The sequence below is a fragment of the Myceligenerans cantabricum genome (assembly GCF_054777735.1).
Window position 1 is genome coordinate 92993 of sequence record NZ_BAAHAJ010000001.1, and the last position, 25645, is coordinate 118637.

General features: G+C 71.3%; 22 protein-coding genes and 1 pseudogene. 11 read left to right on the plus strand and 12 right to left on the minus strand.

The features are described from left to right. Positions 1–73: 73 nt before the first annotated feature. Entirely contained in the window at positions 74–1687 is a 1614-nt protein-coding gene (dcm, locus tag ACYU96_RS00440) for a DNA (cytosine-5-)-methyltransferase (protein ID WP_460748020.1), read from the minus strand. Positions 1688–1973: 286 nt separating this feature from the next. Continuing rightward, on the minus strand, positions 1974–2870 hold the full coding sequence (locus ACYU96_RS00445; RefSeq protein WP_460748022.1) for an HNH endonuclease: 897 nt from the start codon (positions 2868–2870) through the stop codon (positions 1974–1976). Positions 2871–3157: 287 nt separating this feature from the next. On the opposite strand from ACYU96_RS00445, the gene ACYU96_RS00450 reads away from it, so the two are divergent. Further along, positions 3158–3916: a DinB family protein gene (locus ACYU96_RS00450; protein WP_460748024.1), complete on the plus strand. Its 759-nt coding sequence runs from the start codon at positions 3158–3160 to the stop codon at positions 3914–3916. A 74-nt stretch (positions 3917–3990) separates the two neighbouring features. On the opposite strand, the gene ACYU96_RS00455 is transcribed toward ACYU96_RS00450, so the two are convergent. Further along, entirely contained in the window at positions 3991–4107 is a 117-nt protein-coding gene (locus ACYU96_RS00455; RefSeq protein WP_460748026.1) for a hypothetical protein, read from the minus strand. A 74-nt stretch (positions 4108–4181) separates the two neighbouring features. Beyond that, positions 4182–4523 (minus strand): annotated as a pseudogene (locus ACYU96_RS00460) (DUF429 domain-containing protein); the annotation flags it as partial. A 537-nt stretch (positions 4524–5060) separates the two neighbouring features. On the opposite strand from ACYU96_RS00460, the gene ACYU96_RS00465 reads away from it, so the two are divergent. From ACYU96_RS00465 to ACYU96_RS00485, 5 genes are all read left to right on the plus strand, one after another. Next, complete coding sequence (locus tag ACYU96_RS00465) at positions 5061–7385, plus strand: arylsulfatase (RefSeq protein WP_460748027.1); 2325 nt, start codon at positions 5061–5063, stop codon at positions 7383–7385. A gap of 138 nt (positions 7386–7523) precedes the next feature. Further along, entirely contained in the window at positions 7524–8222 is a 699-nt protein-coding gene (locus tag ACYU96_RS00470; protein WP_460748029.1) for a dienelactone hydrolase family protein, read from the plus strand. Between the two features lie 176 nt (positions 8223–8398). Further along, entirely contained in the window at positions 8399–9049 is a 651-nt protein-coding gene (locus ACYU96_RS00475; protein WP_460748031.1) for a CDP-alcohol phosphatidyltransferase family protein, read from the plus strand. Further along, positions 9046–10008, plus strand: coding sequence for a phosphatidate cytidylyltransferase (locus tag ACYU96_RS00480; protein WP_460748033.1), 963 nt, complete (start codon positions 9046–9048; stop codon positions 10006–10008). The genes ACYU96_RS00475 and ACYU96_RS00480 overlap by 4 nt, the downstream gene beginning before the upstream one ends. Beyond that, on the plus strand, positions 10005–10670 hold the full coding sequence (locus ACYU96_RS00485) for a lysophospholipid acyltransferase family protein (RefSeq protein ID WP_460748034.1): 666 nt from the start codon (positions 10005–10007) through the stop codon (positions 10668–10670). Before ACYU96_RS00480 ends, ACYU96_RS00485 begins: the two co-directional genes overlap by 4 nt. Before the next feature lie 81 nt (positions 10671–10751). Here ACYU96_RS00485 and ACYU96_RS00490 read toward each other — a convergent pair whose 3' ends face one another. Continuing rightward, entirely contained in the window at positions 10752–11330 is a 579-nt protein-coding gene (locus tag ACYU96_RS00490; RefSeq protein WP_460748036.1) for a hypothetical protein, read from the minus strand. Between the two features lie 219 nt (positions 11331–11549). Beyond that, a complete protein-coding gene (locus tag ACYU96_RS00495; protein WP_460748038.1) occupies positions 11550–12500 on the minus strand; it encodes a zinc-binding dehydrogenase in 951 nt (316 codons plus the stop codon). Between the two features lie 184 nt (positions 12501–12684). On the opposite strand from ACYU96_RS00495, the gene ACYU96_RS00500 reads away from it, so the two are divergent. The 4 genes from ACYU96_RS00500 to ACYU96_RS00515 all read left to right on the plus strand — a co-directional run bounded on the left by ACYU96_RS00500 (position 12685) and on the right by ACYU96_RS00515 (position 16648). Then, a complete protein-coding gene (locus ACYU96_RS00500; RefSeq protein ID WP_460748040.1) occupies positions 12685–13353 on the plus strand; it encodes a biliverdin-producing heme oxygenase in 669 nt (222 codons plus the stop codon). A 102-nt stretch (positions 13354–13455) separates the two neighbouring features. Beyond that, a complete protein-coding gene (locus ACYU96_RS00505) occupies positions 13456–14295 on the plus strand; it encodes a TrmH family RNA methyltransferase (RefSeq protein WP_460748041.1) in 840 nt (279 codons plus the stop codon). A 71-nt stretch (positions 14296–14366) separates the two neighbouring features. Continuing rightward, positions 14367–15845, plus strand: coding sequence for a serine/threonine-protein kinase (locus ACYU96_RS00510; protein WP_460748043.1), 1479 nt, complete (start codon positions 14367–14369; stop codon positions 15843–15845). A gap of 95 nt (positions 15846–15940) precedes the next feature. Then, on the plus strand, positions 15941–16648 hold the full coding sequence (locus ACYU96_RS00515; RefSeq protein ID WP_460748045.1) for a hypothetical protein: 708 nt from the start codon (positions 15941–15943) through the stop codon (positions 16646–16648). A gap of 79 nt (positions 16649–16727) precedes the next feature. Here ACYU96_RS00515 and ACYU96_RS00520 read toward each other — a convergent pair whose 3' ends face one another. The 6 genes from ACYU96_RS00520 to ACYU96_RS00545 all read right to left on the minus strand — a co-directional run bounded on the left by ACYU96_RS00520 (position 16728) and on the right by ACYU96_RS00545 (position 24313). Further along, entirely contained in the window at positions 16728–18359 is a 1632-nt protein-coding gene (locus ACYU96_RS00520; protein WP_460748048.1) for an alpha-amylase family glycosyl hydrolase, read from the minus strand. Then, the gene (locus tag ACYU96_RS00525) at positions 18356–19906 is read right to left on the minus strand and encodes a glucoamylase family protein (RefSeq protein WP_460748050.1); all 1551 of its coding nucleotides are present in this window, start codon (positions 19904–19906) and stop codon (positions 18356–18358) included. Before ACYU96_RS00525 ends, ACYU96_RS00520 begins: the two co-directional genes overlap by 4 nt. An 82-nt stretch (positions 19907–19988) precedes the next feature. Then, the gene (locus tag ACYU96_RS00530; protein ID WP_460748051.1) at positions 19989–21176 is read right to left on the minus strand and encodes a glycoside hydrolase family 1 protein; all 1188 of its coding nucleotides are present in this window, start codon (positions 21174–21176) and stop codon (positions 19989–19991) included. Between the two features lie 43 nt (positions 21177–21219). Continuing rightward, positions 21220–22143, minus strand: a complete 924-nt coding sequence (locus ACYU96_RS00535; protein ID WP_460748053.1) for a carbohydrate ABC transporter permease — start codon at positions 22141–22143, stop codon at positions 21220–21222. Then, positions 22143–23033: a carbohydrate ABC transporter permease gene (locus ACYU96_RS00540; RefSeq protein ID WP_460748055.1), complete on the minus strand. Its 891-nt coding sequence runs from the start codon at positions 23031–23033 to the stop codon at positions 22143–22145. The genes ACYU96_RS00535 and ACYU96_RS00540 overlap by 1 nt, the downstream gene beginning before the upstream one ends. A 2-nt stretch (positions 23034–23035) precedes the next feature. Next, positions 23036–24313 (minus strand): extracellular solute-binding protein, encoded by a 1278-nt coding sequence (locus tag ACYU96_RS00545; RefSeq protein ID WP_460748056.1) that lies wholly within the window; start codon positions 24311–24313, stop codon positions 23036–23038. A gap of 232 nt (positions 24314–24545) precedes the next feature. Between ACYU96_RS00545 and ACYU96_RS00550 the strand changes: the two genes are divergently transcribed. Beyond that, a complete protein-coding gene (locus ACYU96_RS00550) occupies positions 24546–25553 on the plus strand; it encodes a LacI family DNA-binding transcriptional regulator (RefSeq protein ID WP_460748058.1) in 1008 nt (335 codons plus the stop codon). Positions 25554–25645 lie beyond the last annotated feature (92 nt).

Here is a 25645-nt window from a genome sequence, read left to right on the forward strand (position 1 = left end):
GAGCGTCGACCGAGTGTAGGGCGAATGCTCCGGCCAGGTGCGGGTGAACTCGATTGCGACCGCCTGCCTCACGTCAGAACAGCGTCCGCTCATGGGGGGCAGCAGGGCTGGTGCGCGACGGACGTCTCCTCGAGTTGTCGGCCGTCGTGACCGGATCGAAGTCCCATGAGGAGTGATTGCGGCAGTTTTCGAGCAATGCGTCGAGACCTCCGGAAAAGTTCGGCCCCACGGAGTCGAAGTGATGCTTCACGAAACGAACAAACGCAAACTGCACGGTGCCGACGTGAACCGCGTTTCCAAACTGCTTGTACGACTGGGCGTCGGGCTGAAGCTCCCGCATCGCTGCATAGACCTGGTCGGGGAATCCTTGGACTCTGCCTGCCTCATACGGCGTCAGCCTTCGGAGGTCTTGCCCCAATATCGGGGCCTGGTTGATGGCGACGAGGGCCGGGGTATAGGTCGCCTTCTTGACCCGCACGCCCGAGGGGCGAACCTGTATCAGGCAGTCTCGAAGAGATGTGGCGTCCTGAGCCTGCCACTCGAACTTCCTCCAGGCATTGTTCTCCAAGGCGCGGATCTCCGCGAGTAGCGGCCGTCTTGCTGGCCGCTCAAGGATGTCGGCGAATTCGGCGACGAAACGTCCCGACTTGTCGAGGAACTCATCCTTCCACGGACGCGCCTTGCGACCGAGGCCGTCGTGCGCCCGAGCATCGTCGCGCTCCTTCTGTGCCCACACCGGATCAGTAACATCGAACCAGATGGGATGGCCAGGGAACCGAGAGCCGCGTGCGTTAGGCCGGTGGTTGGTGCTGCTGCTCACCTTCTGCACGAGAGTCTCGTAGACCTTGAACCACGCGGCATCCGTGACGGTGTAGGGCTTGGTGTCCCCGCGTAGTTCCGTAACTTCTTTCGCACGCTGGGCGAGGGCGGAGTCCTCGGCCATGCGCAGCCACCCCTTCGTGATCGCGGCAGGTACACCGTCGGCCAACGGGGTCTCTGTCAGCAACCACTTCTCTACAGGCCATCCGGGCGTGCGCGTCGGGCCCGCGAAAGGCTCTGCCTCGCCGTCGGCCAAGTCGCTACGCAGCGCAAGGATGAAGACTCGTTCTCTGCTCTGGGGGCCACCGCCATGCTCGGGCGAGAGGTAGTGCGGCGAAAATACCGTCGGCTCGTCACTGACCACATATCCCAGTTCTCGAAGAGCCGAGATGATTGTGCGGAAAGTGGTCTCTCGATGCTCCGGACCTACCAGGTTCTTCACATTTTCAAGGAACACGATCTTCGGACGCCGGATCGCGACAACAATCAGAATGTTGTAGAATAATGTACCCCGAACCTGGTCGAGCACACCTAATTGCTTTCCCGATTTGCTGAACGCTTGACAAGGAAAACCGGCGGTCAGCGCGTCAAATTCCGCGGGGATCTTGCCCAGGTCAATCTGACCACTACGCGCACGCACCAAGAGTTCTTCTATGGTGTGGCTCGCATCGATCTGAACATCGTCGTTGATATCTTCTGCGAACGGGACGTCTTCATTTCCGGAAAGCCATGCCCTCTTGTACACGCGAGCGGCGTGCTTGTCCTTCTCCGCCACGTAGACGCAACGCCCGCCGAGTTCAGAAAGGGCTGCGTGAAACCCTCCGACTCCGGCAAAGAGATCGACGAACGTAAACGCGTCGCTGGTCACTCGACTCCTGTCACGGTCACGGTCACGGCGCACGGAAGACCCAACGGCGTCGTACACCAGTCCGAACTTGTCCTGCGGAGTAGGTAAGCAGCTCCGCGCCTGCAACACAACCTCCGACACCCCGCCCCGCCCAAGCTCACCCCGGATTGGCTAGGCACTGCCCCGAACTGGTACAGCCGCTCCGGTCCCTTACGTAGGGCCAGCCTACGTGTGAGGGTCCAAGCCGTGCTCAACATAGCCACCATGACCACTCTTGTCACACTCGCCGCCCGAGAAACCCTCACACCTATCCGTGCAGCAGACCCCCGGCGTACTGGGGATATTCGGCGAGGTCGGAAGCGACGTCGATCCGGAGTCGCGTGGGATCTACCGAGAGCAGACCGTCGTCGAAGAGTCGATGGATATCCCTGCGTAGCATCAACCCGCCGTGCTCGAAGTGCTCCCCGAGCTGGGCGTAGCTGTACAGGTGTCCTGCTTCGAGAACGCGCGGGGGAGCGGCACCGGTGAAGGCGCAGTTGCTCCCCTGGCCGGCGAGGAGGTGTTCCCGGAACTTCCGTTGTCCCCGGCGGACACGGACGATCGAGTGCTCGAAGCCGTGGACGAGCTCGATGCGCGGTCCGGTCGTCGTCGGCCACGACAGGTCTGGCACGCGCGCCCTCATCCGGTCGAGGGCCCGGTGGCCGTTCTTGTTCGCGAGGGCCTGCTGAAAGGCGGGCCACTCGATCTCCCGGATGGAGTTGAAGCTGCCGCTCTTGAGGATGACCGCTCGGATCTCGCTCTCGTCGAGGAGCCCGTCCAGCGCCGTCCACGCGGCGTCGTAGCGAGCCGTGTACATCGTCACGTCGACCTTCTCGAGGTGCGGCGTGTCGAACTCCGACCTGCATGCGGTGTTCGAGCACCGGAACCGTGGCTTCGCCTTCGACGGCGGGTTCGGGCGGGTCTTTCGGCACCTGGGGCACCGCTGCATCGTCTTGGTGCCGGGAGCTTCCTCGATCTGCTCGATCACCGAGATCCCGAGGAGTCTTTCACCGTCCCACAGTGCGATCGGGTCGCCCACGTGGAGTCGCTTGTGGTTCTGGACCTTGCTGTCGTACAGGTACTCGATGCCGAGCTGGTCGTCATAGAGCGCACCGCCCGCGGTGGTCATCAGCAACCAGGCACGGCGGGGGCCGGGAGCGTCCATGCGCACAGCTTTGCACGGGCGGACTCATCGTGACCGGCAGGTGTCAGCTGCTGCGCGCCGCGCGGTGTGGCGGCGGCAACTGAGCCTTGGACGAGGAACCAGGACCCGTCGGTTCACCCTTCCGACCGGTTCCGTCCGCCCTGGCAGTCTGTCACCATCGTTCTCTCGCTGACCCGCCCGAAGAGGGCGGTGGAGCCAACGCGATGTCAGGCACCGAACCCGACCAGAATGGATAGCCTCGGAACCGCGCCGCACCGGCCGCCGACGCCACTCGACGAGGAGCAGCCATGGCCACCTTCACCGGGTCCGACGAGCTTCAGGGAGCGGAGTTCGTCAACGTCAACCTTCAGGGTGCCCGATTCCGCGAGTCCGATCTGTCCGGCATCGTCATGCGGGGTGTCGATGTGCAGGGGGCGGACATCGACGCGCCATGGCTCATCGACGGCGGCGGCACCCTGCTTGTCAACGGCGTTGACGTGGTCTCCTACGTCGACGCCGAACTCAACCGCCGCTTTCCCGGTCGCGCCACCCGGCACGCCGACGATCCGGACGGCCTGCGTGCTGCCTGGGCCGCACTCGCGCGCACCTGGTCGGCCACCCTCGAGCGTGTCGCGGCGATGCCGGCCGGCACCGTCGACGTGTCGGTGGACGGCGAGTGGTCGTTCGCGCAGACGCTGCGACACCTGGTCCTGGCGACCGACATGTGGCTGGGACGGGCGATCCTGGAGGAGGAACAGCCATTCCACCCCATCGGCCAGATCGACGACGCCAGCTCCCCGGAGGACAGCATGGACGGGGTGGCCTTCACGGAGAGTGCGCCGTCGTACGCCGAGGTGCTCGAGGTCCGTGCGGGGCGCGTCGCGATGGTTCGTGACTTCCTCGCGACGGTCACGCCCGACACACTGGCCGCGACGCGGCCGAACCCGCACGACCCCCAGTACCAGGAAACCGTCCTCTCCTGTCTGCACACCATTCTCGAGGAGGAGTGGGAGCACCACAGATACGCCGTACGCGACCTCGACCGATCTGGCTCACTTCCGGGGTGACCCACGGATCGGTGCTGACGTCCGGCGTGAGGTCCAGGCATCGGACGATGCTCGCATGACGACGTCGCGGAGGATCAGGCGTGGATCGCGACGTCGATCCCGTCGAGCGGCTCCGGCGGGTCGGGGAACCGCACCGCGTCGCCTGCGGCGACTCGTTGCGCGCTCCAGCACGAGACCGCGGCGTCGAGCACGTCGTCGGGGCCGGCGACCTCTCCGACGCCTCGTCGTAGGTCGACGCTTCCAGCACGGAGCGCGGTGGGGTCATGAACACCGACGCCCGCCGTGGCCCGGCGGCTGTTCGCGCCAGCGTGTCCGCGCGCCTCGGCTTGCTCCCGGTCGGCAGGCCGATCGGGATGTCGATGCCGGTGACACCGATCGTGCCGTCGGCGTCCGCGGCCGCGAGCAGGTCCGCCAGGGCGTGCTCGGCATAGACCCGCAGATCACTGGTCACACCGACCCAGTACGGCCCGGCGGCGTCGACCCCCATCGCTCTTGCCATGAGCCCATCGTCGCCCGGTGGGCGCCGGCCGGCCACGGCACCCAGACGTGGGTGATGTACCGCTGCGGGTGGGCGACCAAGCCCGGACAGGAACGACGCGATCGGCATGAGCTTGGACCTGACGGCGCTCGCGGCACTGCCAGGCACGTCCGACGAGGACGTTCGTACCCTGGCGCTTCGCTGCCGCCGGCTGGATCACCCCGAGGGTCACCTGGATCTTCGGACCGTGGCCTTCCACGACGACGAGGTGGCCCCGTCGGCCGGCCGGTCTCCTTCCTCGGGGGCGCAGCGCACGGCGCATATTGTCCGGCACCTTCGCCGAGCGGGCTGTGATGTACGTGGCCCGGAGGCGTGCGTAGCCTTGAGGCCCGTCCGTCCGCGAGGAGGTCTGTCATGGCTGGTCTGTGGGGTAGGAAGTCCCGCGCGAAGAGCTGGAAGCGGGGCCTGTGGGGGAGTACGACGAAGGGGCGTAGCAAGAACCTGGGCAAGGGAGTGTGGGGGAGCAGCAAGCGTCGCAAGCGCGGCTTGTGGTGAACGGCGCATCCAGAAGCGCCAGGCGCTCGGTGAGCGAGCCGGAGCGCGCTGCCGACGCACGGGCCGGCTGCGGTGGAGATCACGTCGCCCAAATCATGATCACATGAGCACATGATCGACCGTACGCGCCTTCCCATCGACATCCCGACACCTACCAGCGGGGCTCTGCCCCCCGGAACGCCCGTGCAGCCCGTCCGCCCTCCCGAGGGCGCCCCGCACGTGCTGCTGATCCTGGTGGACGACATGGGGTTCGGCGCGTCCAGTCCGTTCGGCGGGCCCTGCCGCATGCCCACCGCGGAGCGGCTCGCCGAGCGTGGGCTGCGGTACAACCAGTTCCACGTCACCGCGCTGTGCTCGCCGAGCCGGCAGGCGCTGATGACCGGACGCAACCATCACTCCGTCGGCATGGGTGTGACCACCGAGATGGCGACCAGCCAGCCCGGGTACAGCGGTTTCCGCCCGGCCAGCGCGGCGACCATCGCGCAGACGCTGTCCGGCAACGGGTACAGCACCGCCGCCTTCGGCAAGTGGCACCAGACGCCGCCGGTCGAGGTGAGCCCCTCCGGACCGTTCGACCGCTGGCCCACCGGCGAGGGCTTCGACCACTTCTACGGGTTCATGGGCGCCGAGATGAACCACTGGTACCCGCAGCTCTACACCGACACCACCCCGATCGAGCCCGAGCAGCGGCCGGAGGACGGGTACCACCTCTCCGAGGACCTCGTCGACCGCGCGGCCGAGTGGATCCGTCGGCAGCACGAGGTCACCCCGGACAAGCCGACGTTCACCTACCTCGCCTTCGGCGCCACGCACGGCCCGTTCCACGTCTCCGAGGAGTACCGGGAGCGCTACGTGGGGCAGTTCGACGACGGCTGGGACGCCCAGCGCGACAAGACCCTCGCCGAGCAGAGGCGTCTCGGCATCGTCCCGCCCGAGACCGAGCTGGCTCCGTGGGTCGACGGAGTGCCGCACTGGGACGAGCTCGACGAGCGGGAGCGCCGTGTCAGCGCGCGGTTCATGGAGACGTACGCCGGGTTCGCGGAGCACACGGACGCGCAGATCGGGCGGCTGCTCGACGAGCTCGACGACGTGGGCGTGCTCGACGACACCGTCGTGGTCCTCATCCTCGGTGACAACGGTGCCACGGGCGAGGGAGGCATCGAGGGCACCATGCGGGAGCACCTGGTGGGCCACGGTTTCGCCGACGACGTCGCGTGGATGGACGAGCACCTCGACGAGCTGGGCGGGCCACGCAGCTACGGGATCTACCCCGTCGGCTGGGCGCTCGCGATGAACACGCCGTACCAGTGGACCAAGCAGGTCGCCTCGCACTACGGCGGGACTCGGGACGGGATGATCGTGTCGTGGCCGAACGGGATCGGTGCCCGGGGCGAGATCCGCTCGCAGTGGCACCACCTGATCGACGTCCTGCCCACGCTGTTCGACGTGGCCCGCGTGCCGGCGCCGGAGACCGTGAACGGCGTCCCGCAGCAGCCCGTCGAGGGCGTGAGCATGCGCTACAGCTTCGACGACGCCGAGGCGGCCGACCGCCGTCGGACCCAGTACTTCGAGATGGTCGGCAACCGGGGCATCTATCACGAGGGCTGGACGGCCGTCGCCCAGCACGGCATCCCGTGGCAGATGGTCGGGGGGCACGGGCCGTTCGAGGACGACAGGTGGGAGCTGTACGACACGAGGGTCGACCCGAGCCAGGCCCACGACGTCGCCGACGCCGAGCCGGAGCGGCTCGCCGAGCTGCAGCGGCTGTTCCGGTCCGAGGCCGAGCGCTACCACGTGCTGCCGCTCGACGACCGGGTGACCGAGCGCGAGAACCCGCAGATCGCCGGCCGTCCGGACCTGCACGGCGACCGGACGGAGATGACGTTCGGCCCGGCCACGGCACGGCTGAGCGAGGAGGCCGCGCCGAACGTGAAGAACCGCAGCCACACCATCACCGCCGACATCACGTGCGTCACCGACGCCGACGACGGCGTGATCGTCGCGCAGGGCGGCCGGTTCGGCGGCTGGTCGCTGTACTGCGACGGCGGGCGCCCCGCCTACGCCTACAACTGCTACGGGGCCGACCTCACCACTGTCGAAGGTGCCGTCCCGCTGACGGCCGGCGAGCACCGGGTGGTCGTCGAGGTCGACTACCAGGGCACCGATGCGGAGCCCGGCGGCCCCGCCGAGGTCCGCATCGTGGTCGACGACGTGCCCGTGGGCAAGGGGCAGATCGACCGCACGACCGCCTACTACTTCGCGTTCGACGAGACGTTCAACGTCGGGATCGACCGCGGCACCCCCGTCACGGATGCCTACGAGGCGATCGACAACCGGTTCGGCGGGACGATCTCGCGGGTGCACTTCACTCTCGGGTCCGAGAGCGAGCAGGCCGAGATCCGGCGGCGCCAGGCACTGAAGCTGGCGGACGACTGAGCCCGTGACCGACCGGTTCGCGCCGCTGCGCCGCACCTACCTCTCCCTGGGTCTGGGGGAGCTGACGGCAGCAGCGGCGTGCACGCTCGTGGCGTCCGTGACGTCGCCGCACCCGTTCCACCCTCCGGAGGCTCGCACATGCATCCTGGCCACCTCTCCGTCCCCGCCGGGGACGGACCGTTCCCCGGCGTCGTCGTCATCCACGACGCCTACGGTGTCAGCGGGGAGACCCGCCGCGTCTGCGACCTCCTCGCGGCCGCAGGCTACGTCGCGCACGCGCCGTCGCTCTACCAGCGCGGCCGATGCCTGCGGCAGGTGTTCCGCAGCCTGCTCGACGACGAGGGGCCCACCTACGAGCGGTTGCAGACAGCGCGCGAGGCGCTCGCGGCGCGGCCCGACTGCACCGGCAGGGTCGGGGTGATGGGCTTCTGCATGGGCGGCCGGTTCGCCCTGGTCGCCGCCGGGCAGGGGATGTTCGACGCCGCATCGGTGAACTATGCCCTGCTGCCCGCCGGGAAGCAGGAGCCCGAGGCGCTCGACCGGATGCTGTCCGATCCGTGCCCGATCGTCGCCTCGTTCGGTGGGAACGACAAGGTGGTCGACACGGACGAGGTCGACAAGCTCCGCACGGGGATCGGCCGGACGGAGGCGGCCCTGGACCTCAAGGTCTATCCGGACGCGACCCATTCGTTCCTGTCGGCCATGGCCGGACCTCTCGGCACGCTCATGCGCATCCAGGGAATGACGTCCGACCCCCAGGCGTCCGCGGACGCCTGGGAACGCGTCCGCGCGTTCTTCGCCGAGCACCTGGCGGAGCCGGGCGCGACGTCTCGCTGAGCGCCGCTCGGCCCGGCCGGACACCGACACGAGTGACGGGGGAGTCGCACCCGAAGAAGGATGGCGCGTCGCCTCGGCGTCTCCAGCCGGCCCGGACACCTGCTCGGGCGCCCGGCCTCGGGGCGAGAAGCCGGAATCATCTCTCGGACTCCCCACGATCCCACTACCTTGTGCGCATGGCTCTACGACTCCGCACACCGAGCGTGTACCGGCTCAAGCCGGCCTTCCAAGGGGTTCTGCGCCCTGCCGTCGGGAGGCTGGCCGACGCCGGGGTGACGGCGAACGCGGTGACCGTCGCCGCGGCGGTCCTGTCGCTGGCGCTCGGCGCGGCGATCGCGCTCAGCCCGGGAACGACGTGGCTGCTCCTGCTGCTGCCGGTCCTCTTGCTGGTGCGGATGGCGCTGAACGCGGTCGACGGCATGCTGGCGCGCGAGCACGGCCAGGCCTCGCGGCTGGGCGCGATCCTGAACGAGCTGGGCGACGTCGTCTCCGACGCGGCCCTGTACCTGCCGCTCGCGCTCGTCGCGGCGTTCGACCCGGTGCTCGTGGTGGCGATCGTCGTGCTGGCGGTGATCGGCGAGATGGTCGGCGTGGTCGGGATCCAGGTCGGCGCGTCGCGCCGGTACGACGGCCCGATGGGCAAGTCCGACCGTGCGCTCGTCCTCGGTGTGCTGGGCCTGTGGCTCGGGTGCGGCGGACCTGCCGGGACCTGGGTCGACGTCGTGCTCGGCGTCGTCGTGCTGCTGCTGGTGTGGACCATCGTGAACCGTGCCCGCAAGGCGCTGGCCGAACAGGCGGCGCGCACCGAGCAGGCGGCCACCGCATGATCCTCGGCGTCCCCACGACGATCGTCGTCGCCCTGGGCGGCATCGTCGGCATCCTCACGTTCGCCACGATCCTGGTCGCCGTGCTCGGCTCACGGTTCCCGGACGCGACGGCCGTCGAGCTGCGCCAGCGGATCCGGTCGTGGTGGGTCATGCTCGCGGTCTTCGCCGTAGCGATCGCGGTCGACGAGTACGTGTCGCTGGTGTTCTTCGCGCTGCTGTCGTTCCTGGCGCTCAAGGAGTACTTCTCCCTCGTTCCCACCCGCCGCGCGGACCGCACCGTCATCCTGATCGCCTACCTGACGATCCCGGTGCAGTACGTCCTCGCGGGCCTGGAGTGGTACGGGGTCTTCATCATTTTCATCCCCGTCTACGTGTTCCTGCTGCTGCCGGTGCGCATGGTCGCGATCGGCGAGACGAGCAACTTCCTCCGGTCGGTCGGCACCATCCAGTGGGGCCTCATGGCGATGGTGTTCTCCATCAGCCACCTCGCCTACCTGCTGGTGCTGCCCGCAGAGCTCAACCCGGGCGCCGGGAGCGCGGGCCTCGTGCTGTTCCTCGTGTTCTGCACCCAGTTCAACGACGTCGCGCAGTACGTGTGGGGCAAGCTCCTGGGCCGCCGGAAGATCGTCCCGACCGTCAGCCCGGGCAAGACGGTGGCCGGGCTGCTCGGCGGGATCGGGACCTCCCTCGCCCTGGCGGCCCTGCTGGGCCCGTGGCTGACCCCGATGAGCCTGCTGGAGTCGCTCGGCGCGGGCCTGATCATCTCCCTGGCGGGCTTCGCCGGCGACGTGACGATCTCCGCCCTCAAGCGTGACCTCGGCGTCAAGGACACCGGCAGCCTCCTGCCCGGCCACGGCGGCGTGCTCGACCGGGTCGACAGCCTCATCTACACGGCGCCGCTGTTCTTCCACTACATGTACTTCCTGCACTACTCGCCGACCGCCCAGGGGCTGCTGTGAGCACCGCGGCGGGCTGGGCCAACCAAGCCCTGCGCTGGATCTTCTTCGGCGTCGTCGTGCGCACGATCATCCTGTTCGTCATCGGGCTGAACGTGCGCCACCGGGAACGCATCCCGGTCCAGGGTCCCGCCGTGCTCGCGGCCAACCACAACAGCCACCTGGACACGATGGTGCTGATGAGCCTCGTCCCGCTGCGGTACCTGAACCGGGTCCGGCCCGTGGCCGCCGCGGACTACTTCCTGCGCGGGCGGCTGATGACGTGGTTCTCCACCCGGATCATCGGGATCCTGCCGATCCGGCGCACGCGGTCCGACGACGGCGCTGACCCCCTCGCGGCCTGCAGCGACGCGCTCGCCCAGGGCCAGATCCTGATCTTCTTCCCGGAGGGGTCGCGCGGCGAGCCCGAGCAGCTCACCCGGTTCCGCAGCGGAATCGCGCGCCTCGCCGAGAAGCACCCGGACGTGCCGGTCACGCCGGTCTACACCCACGGGCTCGGCAAGGCGCTGCCCAAGGGCCAGGCGCTGCTGGTGCCGTTCTTCGCCGACGTCTTCGTCGGCGAGCCGCTGCGGCAGCGCGACGTCGTCGGCGAGGACTTTCTCGGGGTGCTGCGCCAGCGGATGGAGGCGCTGCGCCAGGAAGGCGTGTTCGCTCCCTGGGACTGACCGCGCGGGCACCGAGCGCGCGGGCACCGAGCGCGCGGGCCGACGACGCCGGACTCACGACGCCCGGGCCGGCCGGGAGGCTCAGGCCGAGACGAACCACAGCCCGGCGAAGAACACCACCACGTACACCGGCACGAGGAACCGCGCGAACCGGCGGAGCCACGTGCCGAGCAGTCGCTCGGCCAGCCACGCGACGCCGGCCACGACAGCGAAGCGGATCGCCCTGCCCAGCGCGAGGACCACGAAGAACGCCCCAGCGGCCGCGAACCCGCCGTCCGCGACGGCCGTCCAGGTCCAGACCTTCGCCGGGATCCCCGAGTACGGCTGCGCGAACACGGCAGCCAGGTCGTCGGCGCGGCCGTCACCGACCGTGGCGAACATGGCGTCGGTGGTGAACGGCAGCGCGGTGATCATCGCGCGCGTGCCGACCGGGTCGACGACGACGGCAGCCGCCAGCACGAGCGTCCCGGCGACGGTTCCGATCAGGGTCGCGCCCACCAGGCGCCAGATCAGCCGGGGGCGCGCGATCACCGCGGGGGCGACGAAGAAGTCCGGCAGCACGAAGAACACCGTGGCCTCCAGCACCGCCCAGACCCCGGCGACCCACGGCAGCACCACGCCCTCGCGTCGCCCCGCCCCGAGCACCGGGCGGTCCGTCATCGATCCTCCTCGCACCGCCACCCGTCAGGTCGCCGGCGCGGCGCCGTGACCGTACCACCACCGCCGGCTCCTGACGTCGCGTCACGCGTACTGGGCTGCGGTGAGCACGGTCCGCACGTCGCGGGCCCTCCCCGCCGCCCGGCCCGGCCGCCCCCACCGACCCGCTGGGCGACGGTCACGGCCCCGCACCGGCGCGACCGGCGCTCCCGGCTCCAGCCGTCAGAGCGTGAGCAGCACCTTGGTGGCGCGCCGCTCGTCCATGGCTCGGTAGCCCTCGGCCGCGTCCTCGAGGGGGAGAATGAGGTCGAAGACCTTGCCGGGGTCGATCTCGCGGTCCCAGACGAGCCGGATCAGCTCGGGCAGGAACCGGCGGACCGGGGCGGGGCCGCCGTGCAGGTGGACGCCGGTGAAGAACAGCTTGAGGCCGTCGAGCTGGACGCCGTGCGCCACGCCGACGTAGCCGACGTACCCGCCGGGCCGCGTGGAGCGGATGGCCTGCCACATCGCTTCCTGCGTGCCCACGGCCTCGACGACGCCGTGGGCGCCGTACCCGCCGGTCAGCTCCCTGACCTTCGCGGCGCCATCCCTGCCGCGCTCGGTGACGACGTCGGTCGCGCCGAACTCGAGCGCGAGCCGCTGGCGGTCCGCGTGGCGGCTGAACACGATGATGCGCTCCGCGCCGAGCTGCTTGGCGGCCAGGACCGCCGACAGCCCGACCGCGCCGTCGCCCACGACGGCGACGGTCCTGCCGGGCCCGGCCTCCGCGGCGACCGCGGCGAACCAGCCGGTGCCCAGCACGTCCGAGGCAGCCAGCAGGGACGGGATCAGGTCCGGGTCGGGCACGCCGGGCGTCGGGACGAGGGTGCCGTCGGCCAGCGGGATGCGGGCGAGCTGCGCCTGGGTGCCCACGGATCCCATCATCACGTGGCGGACGCAGCGTGACTGGTAACCGGCCTGGCAGATCTCGCAGGTGTTGTCGGAGGCCACGAAGGAGCCGACGACGAAGTCGCCGACCTCGACCTTCCGGACCTCGTCGCCCACCTGCTCGACGATCCCGACGTACTCGTGGCTCATCGGGGTCGGACCGTCCAGCGCCTCCACCCCTCGGTACGGCCAGAGGTCCGACCCGCAGATGCAGGCCGCGGCGGTCGTGCTCCTGTCACATCCCATCAGACGCCACCGTGCCGCGCGGACGGGAGATACGGGCAGGGCTCCTCTGCGAGGCCGGTTCGGCTTTGCATAAGGGTAGGTTTACCTAATTTCCTCGGCTAGGATGGCTACGTTCTGACATGTCGTCATGTCGATCGTCCGGCGCCGCCCCCCCGGCGTTGCCCAGCACCTTTCGGAGGTTCCCATGAGCGCTGTGCCTGCCGAGGGCGAGTCGCCCCTGTCCGCCCTGCTGCGGGACGCCACGCGCGCGGACCACGCCGCGGCGGAGTCCGAGCCGTTCATCGAGCGGCTGATGGCCGGGAGCCTGGACCGTGCCGCGTACGCCGACCTGGCGGCCCAGCAGCTCGTCGTCTACCAGGCGCTGGAGGAGGCGAGCGGCGTGCTGCGCGCGGACGGGCGCGGCGGCCGGCTCGTGTTCGCCGAGCTCGCCCGAGTCCCGGCGATCGAGCGGGACCTCGCGTTCCTGCACGGGCCCGCCTGGCGCGACGAGATCCGCATCCTGCCCGCCGCGCGGCAGTACGCCGAGCGGGTGCGCGAGGTGGGCGCGAGCCTGCCGCACTATGCCGCGCACGCGTACACCCGCTACCTCGGCGACCTCTCGGGCGGCCAGGTCGTCCGGCGGATGATGGAACGCCACTACGGTCTGGGCGACGGTGATCTCGGCGGCGGGCTGGCGTTCTACACCTTCGACGGCATCCCCAGGGCGAAGATCTTCAAGGACCTGTACCGCGAGCGGCTCGACGGGCTGGCGCTCGACGCCGCGGAGACCGAGGCGGCGCTCGGCGAGGCCCGGCTCGCGTTCCGCCTGAACCGCGTGGTGTTCGCCGGGCTGGCCGCCGTCCACTGCCCGTAGCGGACACCGGATTCCGGGCCGACGGCGGGCGACGTGGCGGACGGCGCGCGACTAGGGTGGACCGATGGCCTCCGTCAGCCCCTGTTCCTCACCGGAGGTTCCATGACCGTCACCCGGATCACCACGCGCAACGCCCGTTTCCAGGTGCTGCGGACCCTGCTCGGCAACCGGACCAAGCGCCACCGGGCCGGCGAGTTCCTCGTGCAGGGCGTCCGCCCGATCTCGCTGGCGGTCGAGTGCGGCTGGGAGATCCGTGCCCTGCTCTACGACGCCGACCGGTCGCTCTCCTCGTGGGCCCGCGACCTGCTCGGGAGCGTCGGCGGTGCCGAGCAGGTCGCGATGGCCCCGGGCCTGCTCGCGGAGCTGAGCGAGAAGGACGAGGGTGCCGCCGAGGTGCTCGCCGTCGTCGGCATGCGGCCGGACGACCTCGACCGGATCCCGGTGGGGGACGACTTCCTCGGGCTGGTGTTCGACCGGCCGACGCAGCCCGGGAACATCGGGTCGATCGTCCGGTCGGCGGACGCCCTCGGCGCGCACGGCCTCATCACGACGGGCCACGCCGCGGACGCGTACGACCCGAAGTCGGTCCGGTCCTCCACGGGGTCGTTCTTCGCGCTGCCGGTGGTCCGGGCGGCGTCCCCGCGCGACGTCGTCGCCTGGGCCGAGGCCCGGAAGGCTGCCGGGGTGCCGCTGGTGACGGTCGCGACGGACGAGCACGGGGACGCCGCCGCGTCCGAGTTCGACCTCACGCAGCCCGTGCTGCTCCTCGTCGGCAACGAGACGACCGGGCTGTCGCGCACCTGGCGGGAGGCCGCGGACGTGACCGTCAGCATCCCCATGACGGGCGCGGCCAGCTCGCTGAACGCGGCCAGCGCCGCCTCGATCCTGCTGTACGAGGCCCGCCGCCAGCGGGGCGAGCGGGTTCTTCCGGTCTCGTCGTGACACCGCGATAGCATTTCGCGTGCCGACGCGCAGAAGCCTGCCGCGTCGAGACCAACAGGAAGGACCGTCCGGTGCCGCAGGACGTGCCCACGCAGTGGACGGTGCCGCCGCCGGAGCCGGCGCCGCTGGGAACCGGCGACCCGCGCACGATCGGCCCGTACCGGGTCCGCGGCCGGCTGGGCAGCGGCGGGATGGGCACGGTCTACCTCGGGACCGGGCGCCGCGGGCAGGAGGTCGCCGTCAAGCTGATCCGCGGCGACCAGCCGCACGACGGCGAGTTCCGCGCGCGCTTCCGGCGCGAGGTGCGTGCCGCGGCCAGGGTGCGGAGCCGGTTCTTCGCGAACCTCGTCGACGCCGACCCCGACGCGGACCAGCCGTGGCTCGCGACCGAGTATGTCGCCGGACCGACCCTCACGCAGGCGGTGGCCGCGCACGGTCCGCTGCCGCAGGCCGCGGTGATGAACACCTTCGCGGGCGTGGCGGAGGCGCTCGCCGCGGTCCACGGCGCCGGCCTGGTGCACCGCGACGTGAAGCCGTCCAACGTGATCCTCGGGCCCGACGGCCCCTGCCTGATCGACCTGGGCGTCGTGGCGGTCACCGACGCGACGCGGGTGACCCTGACCGGCCAGCCGGTCGGTACCCCGGTCTACATGGCGCCGGAGCAGGCGACGGGGAAGCGGGCGACGTCGGCCGCCGACGTCTGGGCGCTCGGCGCGCTGGCCTACTACGCCGCGACCGGCAACCAGCTCTTCGCCGGGGACAACCCGGCCGTCCTGCTGTACCAGGTCGCGTCGGAGGAGCCGTTCTACGACGACTGCCCCGGCTACCTGCGCCCGCTCCTCGAGGCGTGCCTGGTCAGGGATCCGGAGAGCCGGCCGTCCGTCGGGGCGGTCCTGCGTGTCCCCGGCATGCGCGAGGCGGCGGCCTCGGGCGCCGTCGGGCACGCCTCGGACGGCGGGCAGGCGGACGGCGGGCGGACGGAGCGTCGCCGTGCACCCGGCCGCCGCAGGCGGCGAGGGCTGGTCGTGGCCGGCGCCGTGGCCGCGGGCGCCGTCATCGTGTCCGGGGCGGCGCTCGGGGTCCTGAGCTCGCTCGGCGACGACGGCGGGGAAGCGGCCGGAGCGGACCCGACCCGGCCCGGCGCGCCGACGGCGGCCGGGTCCGCGGCACGGGACGGGAGCCGCGACAGGCCGTGGCAGCAGGGGGTCACCAAGCGGCTGGGCACGGGCTCGTGCTGGACCGCCTCCGTCGACGGCGTCCAGGGACGGGTGGCCACGCTGACGCTCGCGTGCGACAAGACGGGGACCGAGGAGTTCGGGCACCCGATCCCGCACCAGTGGCTCCAGGTCTTCGCCGTCGCCACGGACGGCACCATGCGGCGCAGCGTCCCGGAGCAGGCCGCGGCCCAGGACACGTTCTGGGCGCAGGGCAACCTCCCGGACCCGTCGAGCGTGACGACGACGATCACGATGCCTGACGTCGGGCCGTTGTCCACCGTGGTCGTGCAGCACGTGGACGGTTACGGCTGGCAGTGGGAGGCCGCGTCGTGACGCGACGGTCCCGCCCTCGGGCTCGTTAACCGCGCCAATTCTCGCGAGACGTGCATATCCTGCCTTAACGTCATTGACGATCCAGGGGGAGCATCATGCGGGAGTTCGCAGCGCACGAGCATCTGACGGTGGAGCTTGACGACGACTCGATCGCGCTCGTGGTCCCGTCGTCCGACGCCGAGTACCAGACCGCCCTCCGGCGGCGGTCGCCGCTCTGGACCGACACCTGGGCGACGTCGGTGCGGCTCGTCGTCGGAGCCCTGGCGGGGTGCGCCGCGGTCTTCGTCGTCGGCCTGCTGCCCGTCGGCTGGGACGTGGCGGGCGCGGTGACGGCGCTGCCGTACCAGCTGGGGGTGGTCGGGCTGATCCTGGCCTGGGCCGTCGTCGCGAGCCGGGTCGGACGGTCGCTGGACGAGAAGCTCGCCCGGGTGGCCGGGGCGCCCCTGTACGAGATGGTGGACGACCCGCACTGGGGCCATCCGCTCGTGCGCGTCCCCGGCGCGTGGCTGGACGTGGACCGCTCGCTGTGCACCGACTGGTTGCGCGAGGTCGCCGCGGAGCACCGGTCCGCGCAGCGGATCGACCGCGCCGAGGCCCTGCGCGCGCGGCTGCCGGACACGGCCCCCGAGCACGACCGGAACGTGCTGGCCGCGGAGATCGCGAGGCTGCGCATGTCGGCCGAACGTCGGCAGCGGACCGTCACCACGCTGCGGGAGGCCATCGACCAGCGGCTCCGGCGGCAGCACGGCACGACCGTGCGGCACCGGCCCGTGCTGCGGGAGCCGTCGGCGAAGCGCCACTGAGGGTCCGGCGCGCGGCGGGTCCGGACCGCGCGGCCGGCGTCCCGAGGGCCCCCGGGCGGCGCCGGGGGCCAGAGACCGGTCACCCGGTGCCCGCGGCCAGGTCGAGCACCGCGTACCCCTGGCCGTCGAGGTGCACGACGTCGGACCCGTCGCCGTCCGCCTCCACGCGGCAGCCCCGCACGAGGACCGCCCGGGCGCGCGCGGCACCGTCGAGGGGAAGGCGCACGGCACCGCTGCCCGGGTTGAGGACGACGGCGAGCGTGCCGCCCCGCACGTAGGCCAGGGGATACCCCGTGACCAGCACCTCGACGGGAGAGGTGACGTCGAGCCGCTGGTCGCCGTGCCGCAGGGCGATGAGCTCGCGCACGAGACGCAGCAGCGAGCCCTCGTCCCCGAGCTGGGCCGTGGGGCGGTCCGGGTCGGGGTCCTGCGGCAGGTACGTCGAGGTCGCCGGGCCGTCCGGGCCGGCCGTGCCAGGTCCGAACGCACCGGCGGGGACCTCGCCCCACTGCATCGGGGTGCGCGAGCCCGCCCGGTCGTACGTCGGGCTCAGCCGGGACCCCTCCCGGGTCGGCGTGCCCGGCACGTAGCGCATGCCGATCTCGTCCCCGTAGTAGACCGACGGCATCGCGGGCCAGGTCATCGTCAGCACGTGCGCCACGCGAGCCTGCTCGGCGTCGCGCGGACCAGCCACGAGCCGGGTGAAGTCGTGGTTCGACGTCGGCAGGCCCACCACCCCGCCGCGCCCGTCGGCCGCGATGGCGTCCGCGGCCCCGCGCCAGGCCGTCACGAAGGTCGCGGCGTCGCCCCGGGCCGCGGCGTCGGCCCACGCCGGGACGTCGCCCCAGGACGGGTTCACCGTCCCGGCGCCGTTGTTCCACAGCGACCGCAGCGGGAGGCCGTCGTCGTCGCCGCCGAACTGGAGGAAGAAGTCGGCGTGAAAGCCCGCCGGGACGGACACCCGCGGGTCTCCCCACTCGCTGATGAGCACCCGGCCGGGGAAGTCCCGGTCCAGCCAGGTACGCATCTCGTGCCACAACCTGCTCGTCTCCACGTGCCCTGGATCGTCCTTGACCAGCGAGGACGCCATGTCCACCCGGAATCCCGCCACGCCCAGGCCGAACCAGTGCGCCATGATCTCGCGCAGCGCCGCCCGGTTCGCCCGGGGCCCGGGAGCGTCGACCGGCTGCCGCCACGGCTCCGAGGCGTCCGGCCGGGCGTACCCGTAGTTGAGCGCCGGCTGGACGGGGAAGAAGTTGGGCCGGTAGTAGCCGCCGCGCGCCCCCGGCCCGGGCTCGAACCCCTCGGCGGGCACCGTGCTCCAGACGAACCGGTGGTCGTCCGGGTCGTCGGCCGACGCGCGGAACCACGGGTGCTGGTCGGAGGTGTGCCCGGCCACCAGGTCGAGGAGCACCGAGATGCCACGACGGCCGGCCTCCCGCGTCAGCCGGGCCATGTCCGCGTTCGTGCCGTAGCGCGGGGCCACGGTCAGGAAGTCGGCGACGTCGTACCCGGCGTCCGCGAACGGCGAGACGAAGCACGGGCTGAGCCAGATCGCGTCGACGCCCAGCCACGCGAGATAGTCCAGGCGCTCGGTGATCCCGGCGAGGTCGCCGATCCCGTCGCCGTCCGCGTCGGCGAACGACTGCGGGTAGATCTGGTACAGGACGGTCCTGCCGAGGCGGGACGAGAGCTCCGTGGGCGCGGTCACCGGTCCCACCCTACGGCGAACCTCTCCCGCGCCATCAGCGGGCGCACCTCCCGTTCCAGCGCACCCGGAGCGACGTAGCGCCGCAGCGCGTCGTCGGCCAGCTCGTTGCCGAGCGCGGCCATGATCATGCCCTGGTCGAGCGCCAGGTAGCGCTGGGAGACCTGTCCGCTGCGCACGGCGACGGCGTCGTAGAACCCGCCCGGGCCGTAGGCATCGAAGTCCCGCGCGATGTTCCGCAGGTTCGCCATCGCCTCGCCGCGCGCGTAGCGCAGCGCGAGGAACGACGCGTGCGGGGTCACGACGCCGTCGCCGTACCCGGCCGGCGCGGGCGAACCCTCCCGGCAGCCCTCGTACGCTTGGTCGACGCCGGTGCGCTCCTGGTCCGAGGTGTAGCCCGGGCCGTCCAGCCCGAGCTGGTCGACGCCGTACTCCCGGTACCCGCCGGCCGGGTCGTTCGACGGCGAGAACCCCCAGTACCCGTAGCCCGCCTCCCGCATCCCGTGCTCGATCTGCCCGCGCACGTACAGCGGGTGGTTACGGCCCCACGACCGAGGGCCCCACCTCTCCTCCGGCACGAAGAGCGGCACCATGAGCGCCTCGAACATGCTGCCGCCCCACGTCGGGACCACTCGCATGCCGCGGTACGGCAGGGCGCCCTCGAAGACCGGCACCCCCAGGTGCTCGGTCCACGTACCGGTCGGCCGGGTCTCGGTCCAGGCCCAGTCGCAGGTGTCGGGGAAGGTGCGGTAGGTGCCGAAGTAGTGCTCCGGCGGGATCTGACCCGCGGCGATGCCGAGGTACGAGGCGATCCGCGGCTCCGTGTTGAACGCGCCGTAGTGGTGGCCCGTGTACCAGACCTCGGCGCCCATGCCGCAGTAGTCGCCGGTCACCGGCGCCGTCTCCTGCGGGTCGTCGTCCCAGAACCCTCCCCGGATCTGGTTCTGCTCCGGGTCGTAGAAGCAGCCGAAGTCCATGGCCTCGCGGACGGCGTCCGCCTCGTCGGCCAGGGACGGCTCGGCGCGGCTCGCCAGGAGCAGGCCCGTGGCCAGCCACCCGTTGTCCACGCTGGACAGGAACGGCTTGACCGCGTCACCACTGCCCGGCAGCTCCAGGAGCCTGGCGCCCGTGGCCGGGTCGTACCAGTTGTAGAACATGCCGCTGGGCTCGTGCCGCTCCAGCCCGGTGACCGTGTCCAGCGTGGTCGTCATGCGCTCGCGTGCCTCGCCGCGCCCGATCAGCCCGAGGTCGCGAGCCACCACCGTGCTCCACAGGTAGGCGCCGACGTTCGTCGGCGACGTGTACCCGCCGCGGCTGCCGGGGCTGAGGTCGCCGCCGATGTTGTCGTCGGGCAGCCCGGTCTCCTCGACCACCAGCGCGTCGAACGAGCGCCACGTGTCGGCCGCCCAGGTGTGCAGCTGCCGGCGGTCGTGGCTCTGGTTGGTGCTCTGGCCCTGCCCGGAGGCCGGGTCGCCGGCGCTCGCGGGCGCGGCCGTGAGCGTCAGGGCCGCGACGGCAGCCGCCGCGACCACTGTCCTGTGCCTTCTCATGAGATGTCTCCTCGACGTCGTCGTCGTGACGGGTGGTGCGGGGGGGGGGCGCCGGGCGGCCGCCGTCGGGCCGTGCCCGAGGTCAGACGGACAAGCGCCCCGTGCGCGCGACCTCGCCGAGCCACGTGAGGCTGGGCTTGGGCGTGCGCTCGAACGTGGTGCGGTCGACGGCGACCAGCCCGAACGTCGGGGCGAAGCCGCTCATCCACTCGTAGTTGTCGAGCAGCGACCAGTGCAGGTACCCCTCCACGCGGCAGCCGCCGGCCATCGCCCGGGCCATGCCCTCCAGGGCGCCGGTGGTGTAGTCGATGCGCCGGTCGTCGTCGGCGGTGGCCATACCGTTCTCGGTGACGATCATCGGCACGCCGCCGGTGATGCCGTGGGTGTGCTCCAGGGCTTCGCCGAGCGCCTGCGGGTAGTACTCCCAGCCGGTCAGGGTGCGTTCGACGTCGTCGCCGAACGGGACGGGCTCGCCGTCCGCACCGATGATCGTGCGCAGGTAGCTCTGCACGCCCACGAAGTCGTCGTCGCGAGCCACCTCCAGGAAGAAGTCCTCGCGCGGGTACGCGTAGGCGTCGCGGGCGGCCTCGGCGCCGGGCGCCGCCTGGAACACCTGGTTGGCGACGGTCCAGCCGGCCCGCACGTGCCCCAGGCCGTGCAGGATCTCGACGGCGCGGCGGTGCGCGGTGGCCTGGGTCTCGGAGGCCGCCTCGTCCGGGGCGGCGAGCCCGGCGGCGTCCAGGTCGGTGCGTCGGCTCGCGCCGAGCATCATCGAGGTGATGTTGGGCTCGTTGATCGTGACCACGTGCCGCACGTCGGCCAGGATCGACGTCGCGGTCTCGACGTAGCGTGCGTATGCGTCGACGGCGCCGGGCGCGAACCAGCCGCCGCGCTCGGCGAACCACCGGGGCAGGGTGAAGTGCAGCAGCGTGACCACCGGCGTCACGCCCGCGTCCAGGCAGGTGTCGATCATGCGCCGGTAGTGCGCCAGCTGGGCCCGGGAGACCTCGCCCTCGGCCGGCTCGATGCGCGCCCACTCGATCGAGAAGCGGTACGCGTTCAGGCCGGCGTCGGCGAGCAGGCCGACGTCCTGCGGGTAGCGGTGGTAGCTGTCGACGCCGTCGCCGGAGCTCTCGGCGCACAACGACCCGGCGACGTGCTCCTTGGCCCACCAGTCGCTGTTGACGTTGCCGCCCTCGATCTGGTGCGCGGCGGTCGAGGCACCCCACAGGAAGCCGGGTGCGGTGGGCAGCGTGAGCTGTTCGGTCACGGGAGAGACTCCTCGGGTGGTGCGGTTCGGGGTGCGGGGCGGGCTACTTGAGCCCGGTGGTGGAGATGCCCTGCACGATGTGCCGCTGCAGGACGAGGAAGACGACGAGGACGGGCAGCACGATGACGGTCGCGCCCGCCACGAGCAGGCCGTACTGCACGGTGTTCTGCCCGGTCGAGTACAGGGCCAGTGCCACCGGGAGGGTGTACTTGTCGGCCGACTGCACGGCGACCAGGGGCCACAGGAAGTTGTTCCAGGACCCGAGGAACGTGAGGATGCCGAGCGTGGCCAGGGCCGGCCGGGACTGGGGCAGCACGATGCGGAAGAACGTGCGGAGCTCGCCGGCCCCGTCGACGCGAGCGGCATCCAGCAGCTCGTCCGGGATGTCCAGCATGAACTGCCGCATCAGGAACACGCCGAACGGCGCCGCCAGGAACGGCAGGATGAGCGCCGCGTAGGTGTTGACGAGGTCCAGGTTGGCCACGAGCACGAACAGCGGGACGAACGTGACCATGCCCGGCACCATGAGCGTGCCCATGACCAGGGCGAACAGGGTGCGCCGGCCGGGGAAGTCGAGCTTGGCCAGGGCGTAGCCGACCATGGCGCTGAACAGGACCGACCCGACCGTCACGGCCAGCGCGACGACCACCGAGTTGAGGAAGTACCGCGGGAAGCTGAGCGTGGCGAACAGGTCGGTGTAGTTGGACCAGGTCACCTGGTCGGGGATCAGGGTGGGAGGGAACTGCCGGATCTCGCCCTCGGGCTTGACCGACGAGACGACCATCCAGACCAGAGGCCCGATCGAGGCCGTGAGGCCGACCAGGAGCGCGGTGTTGAGGAGGATCGCGCGGGGGCCGAAGCGGCGCCCTGCGGCGGTGCGCGTACGGACGCCGTGCGGGGGAGGGCCGCCGTCGGGCCCGCGTCCCGCGGCGGTGCGCGGAGCGGGACGGCTGGAGGGGGACGTCATCACTTCTCCGTCCTGAGCAGGCGGAACTGGAAGTAGGACAGCGCGACGACGGCGAGGAACAGCAGATAGCTCATCGCCGCGGACAGGCCGTAGTTGCCGAAGCCGAACTGGTTGAAGATCTCGTACGCCACAGAGTTGGTGGCGCCCAGGGGCCCGCCCTGCGTCATGACGAACGGCTCCTCGAAGAACTGCAGGTAGCCGATACCCGTGATGACCGCGCAGAACAGCAGCGTGGGCCGCAGCAGCGGGACCGTGATGGACCGGAGCTGGCGTACGGGGCCGGCACCGTCGATGGCGGACGCCTCGTACACGTCGCGGGGGATGCCCTGCAGCCCGGCCAGGAGGATCACCATCGAGTAGCCGACGTTGCGCCAGGTGGCCATCACGATGAGGGACGGCATGGCCCAGACCTCGTCGGTCAGCCAGCGCGGCCCGTCGATCCCGATCACGCCGAGACCGGAGTTCACGAGCCCGAAGTCGGGCTGCAGCAGGAACCGCCACACGACCGCCACCGCGACGATCGACGTCACCACGGGCGCGTAGAAGCCGACGCGGAGCACCGACCGGAACCACACCAGCCCGGAGTTCAGCAGCACCGCCAGCAGGAGCGCGATCGCGAGCGTCAGCGGCATCGCGACGCCCACGAAGTACAGCGTGTTGCCGGCGGCCTGCTGGAACTTCGGGTCGGCCAGGGCCGTCACGAAGTTGTCGAGCCCCACGAAGTTGACCGCCCACGGGGTCCGCAGGTCTGCCCCGCGCATGTCGGTGAACGCCATGTAGAGCGAGGACGCGACCGGGACCAGCAGGAACACCGTGAACAGCACGGTGAAGGGCAGCGCGAACCCCCAGGCGGCGAGCCCGGTGCGGCGGCGGCGTGCGGAGACGGTCACGGTCAGTCCAGACCCGTCCCGATCGAGGTGGCGGCGTCCTGCATCCGGGCGGCCGCGTCCTCGGGGCTCAGGTCACCGGCGATGACCTGCTCGATGAGGAGGTCGAGCTCGTGCTCGATCTCTGCCCACGTCGGGATCGCCGGGGTGGAGCGCGCGGTCTCCAGGACGCCTTCGTAGACGGCCACCGCGTCGTCGTCGGCCAGCGCGGGGTCGTCCCACGAGGCCTGGACGGCGGGCAGGTCGCTGGAGACGCCGAACCAGTCGACCTGGGTGGCCGGGTCGGTGGCGAACTGGACGAACTTCCACGCGGCGTCGGGGTTGGCGGCGTCGGCGAGGACGGCGAGGTTGGAGCCGCCGATGAACGACCCGGTCTCCTCGTCCCGGGGCAGCGGCACGACGCCGAACGAGTCCTCGAAGTCGTCGCCCGCCGTGGTCAGCAGGTTGGCACGCTCCCACGGGCCGGACACGAACGAGCCGAGACGGCCGTCGACGAAGTTCTGCACCTTCTCGTCCTCGACGAGCACCGGCGGGGCGAGCCCGTCGCGCATGAACGAGGAGTAGTACTCGAGCGCCGCGACCTGCGCGTCGTTGTCGAGCGTGAACTCACCGGCGTCGTCCATGATCTCGCCGCCCGCCTGCCAGTAGAACGGCAGGTACATGAGGGCCGTGGAGTTGCCGCGGGTCTGCAGCGCGATGCCCTGGTCGGCCCCGGCGTCCTGCAGGCCGGCCGCGAACGCGGTCAGGTCCTCCCAGGTCTCCGGGGCCGGGACGCCGGCCTGCCGGGCGAGGTCGGTGCGGTAGTACAGGACGCGCGACTCGACGTACCAGGGCACGCCGTAGGACGTGCCGTCCACCACCGTGGTGTCCCAGGCGCCCGGGAAGAAGGCCTCGGGGTCGATGTCCTGCGGCGTCGGAGCGAGGCCGTCGAGCCCGACGAACCCGCTCATCAGCGTCGTCCCGACCTGCATGGCGTCGGGTACCTCGCCGGTCGCGATGGCCGTGTTGATCTTCTCGGTGGAGGACTCCCACGGGACCGGTGTCACGTTCACCGTGGCGTCGGGGTTGTCCTCCTCGAACTGTTCGGCGAGCTCGGGCAGCAGCTCGCCCTCGGTCCCCATGGCCCACACCTCGACGGTGCCGGTGGCGGGCCCGTCCGCGATGTCGCTGGAACCTTCTGCCGTGGTGCCGGCCTCGTCGCTGCGCCCGCACCCGGTGAGGGCCAGGGCCAGCATGAGGGTCGACGCCGTCGCCGCTGCGGCGAGGCGAGGTGTCCTGTTCACGATCACTCCTTTGTTGATCCGTGCTGATCCGCGTTCCGAAATTTCGACAGCAGATCTCGGAAAGACGCCGGGACACTAGACGCGCCCGGCGGTCGTGTCAACAGCGGCGTGCGGCGCGGCGGAGCCCACCAGGCCCGCTGTGGCAGGCCCGAGCGGGGAAAGGTGTGGGCGGGCTCCGGCATCGGCTACGATCCTGATTTCGGAAACACATCTCGCCGATCTCGGAGGACCCATGGCTGCCGACCCGACCCGCACGCCGCTCGCCGTCGTCGCGGCCGAGGCGGGCGTCTCGGTCCCCACGGTCTCCAAGGTCCTGAACACCCGGCCCGACGTCGCGGGCGCGACCCGAGCCCGTGTCGCCGAGGCGCTCGCACGGCACGGCTACGCCGTCCGGCCGCCCGCGGCCAGACCCACCGGGATGATCGACGTCCGGATCGTCGACTTCGAGGGCACCTGGTCGGAGGCCGTGGTGCGCGGTGCCGTCGCCGGTGCGCGGCGGCTCGGCCTCGACGTCGTCCTGGCGGTCGAGCCCGACCCGGACGACTGCAGCTCCTGGGTGCGGCACGCCCTGGAGCGCGGCACCGACGGTCTCGTCAGCATCGTCGCGGTGCCCGACGTCGGGGCCCGGCGCGCGCTGGAGGACTCCGGCACGCCCCTCGTCGTCGTCGACCCGCGGCGGCCGCCGCCGGAGGGGATGCTCAGCGTGGGTGCCACCAACTTCCAGGGAGGGCTGGAGGCCACCGCGCACCTGCTCTCCCTCGGTCACCGCCGCATCGCCACCATCACCGGTGCGCTGGAGCAGGACAACGCCATCGCACGGCTGGCGGGCTACCGTGCCGCACTGATCCGGGCCGGCGTCCCGACGGACGACGAGCTCGTGGCCGTGGGCGCCTACGGCGTCACGTCCGGGTACGAGGGCGCTCAGCGGCTCCTGAGCCTGGACGACCCGCCCACGGCGATCTTCGCCAGCAGCGACGACACCGCGCTCGGCGCTCTGCGTGCGCTGCGGGAAGCCGACCTGGTCGTGCCCCGCGACGTCTCGCTCGTCGGCTTCGACGACCTGCCGATCGCGCCGTGGATCGACCCCCCGCTGACCACCGTGCGCCAGCCCCTGGCGGAGATGGGCGCCACCGCCGTCGACCTCGTGCACCGGGCGCGTACGGCGAGCGGGCACACCCTGCGTACCGAGCTCGCCACCACCCTCGTGGAGCGGTCTTCCAGCGCCCCGCCGCCACGGTAGGCGACGACGGCGCGCGACCGCACAGGCCGCGCCCGCGCCGAGCCAGGCCGGCGCGGTGCGGCAGGTCCCGGAGCGGGCCGGCGGCTCGGGCC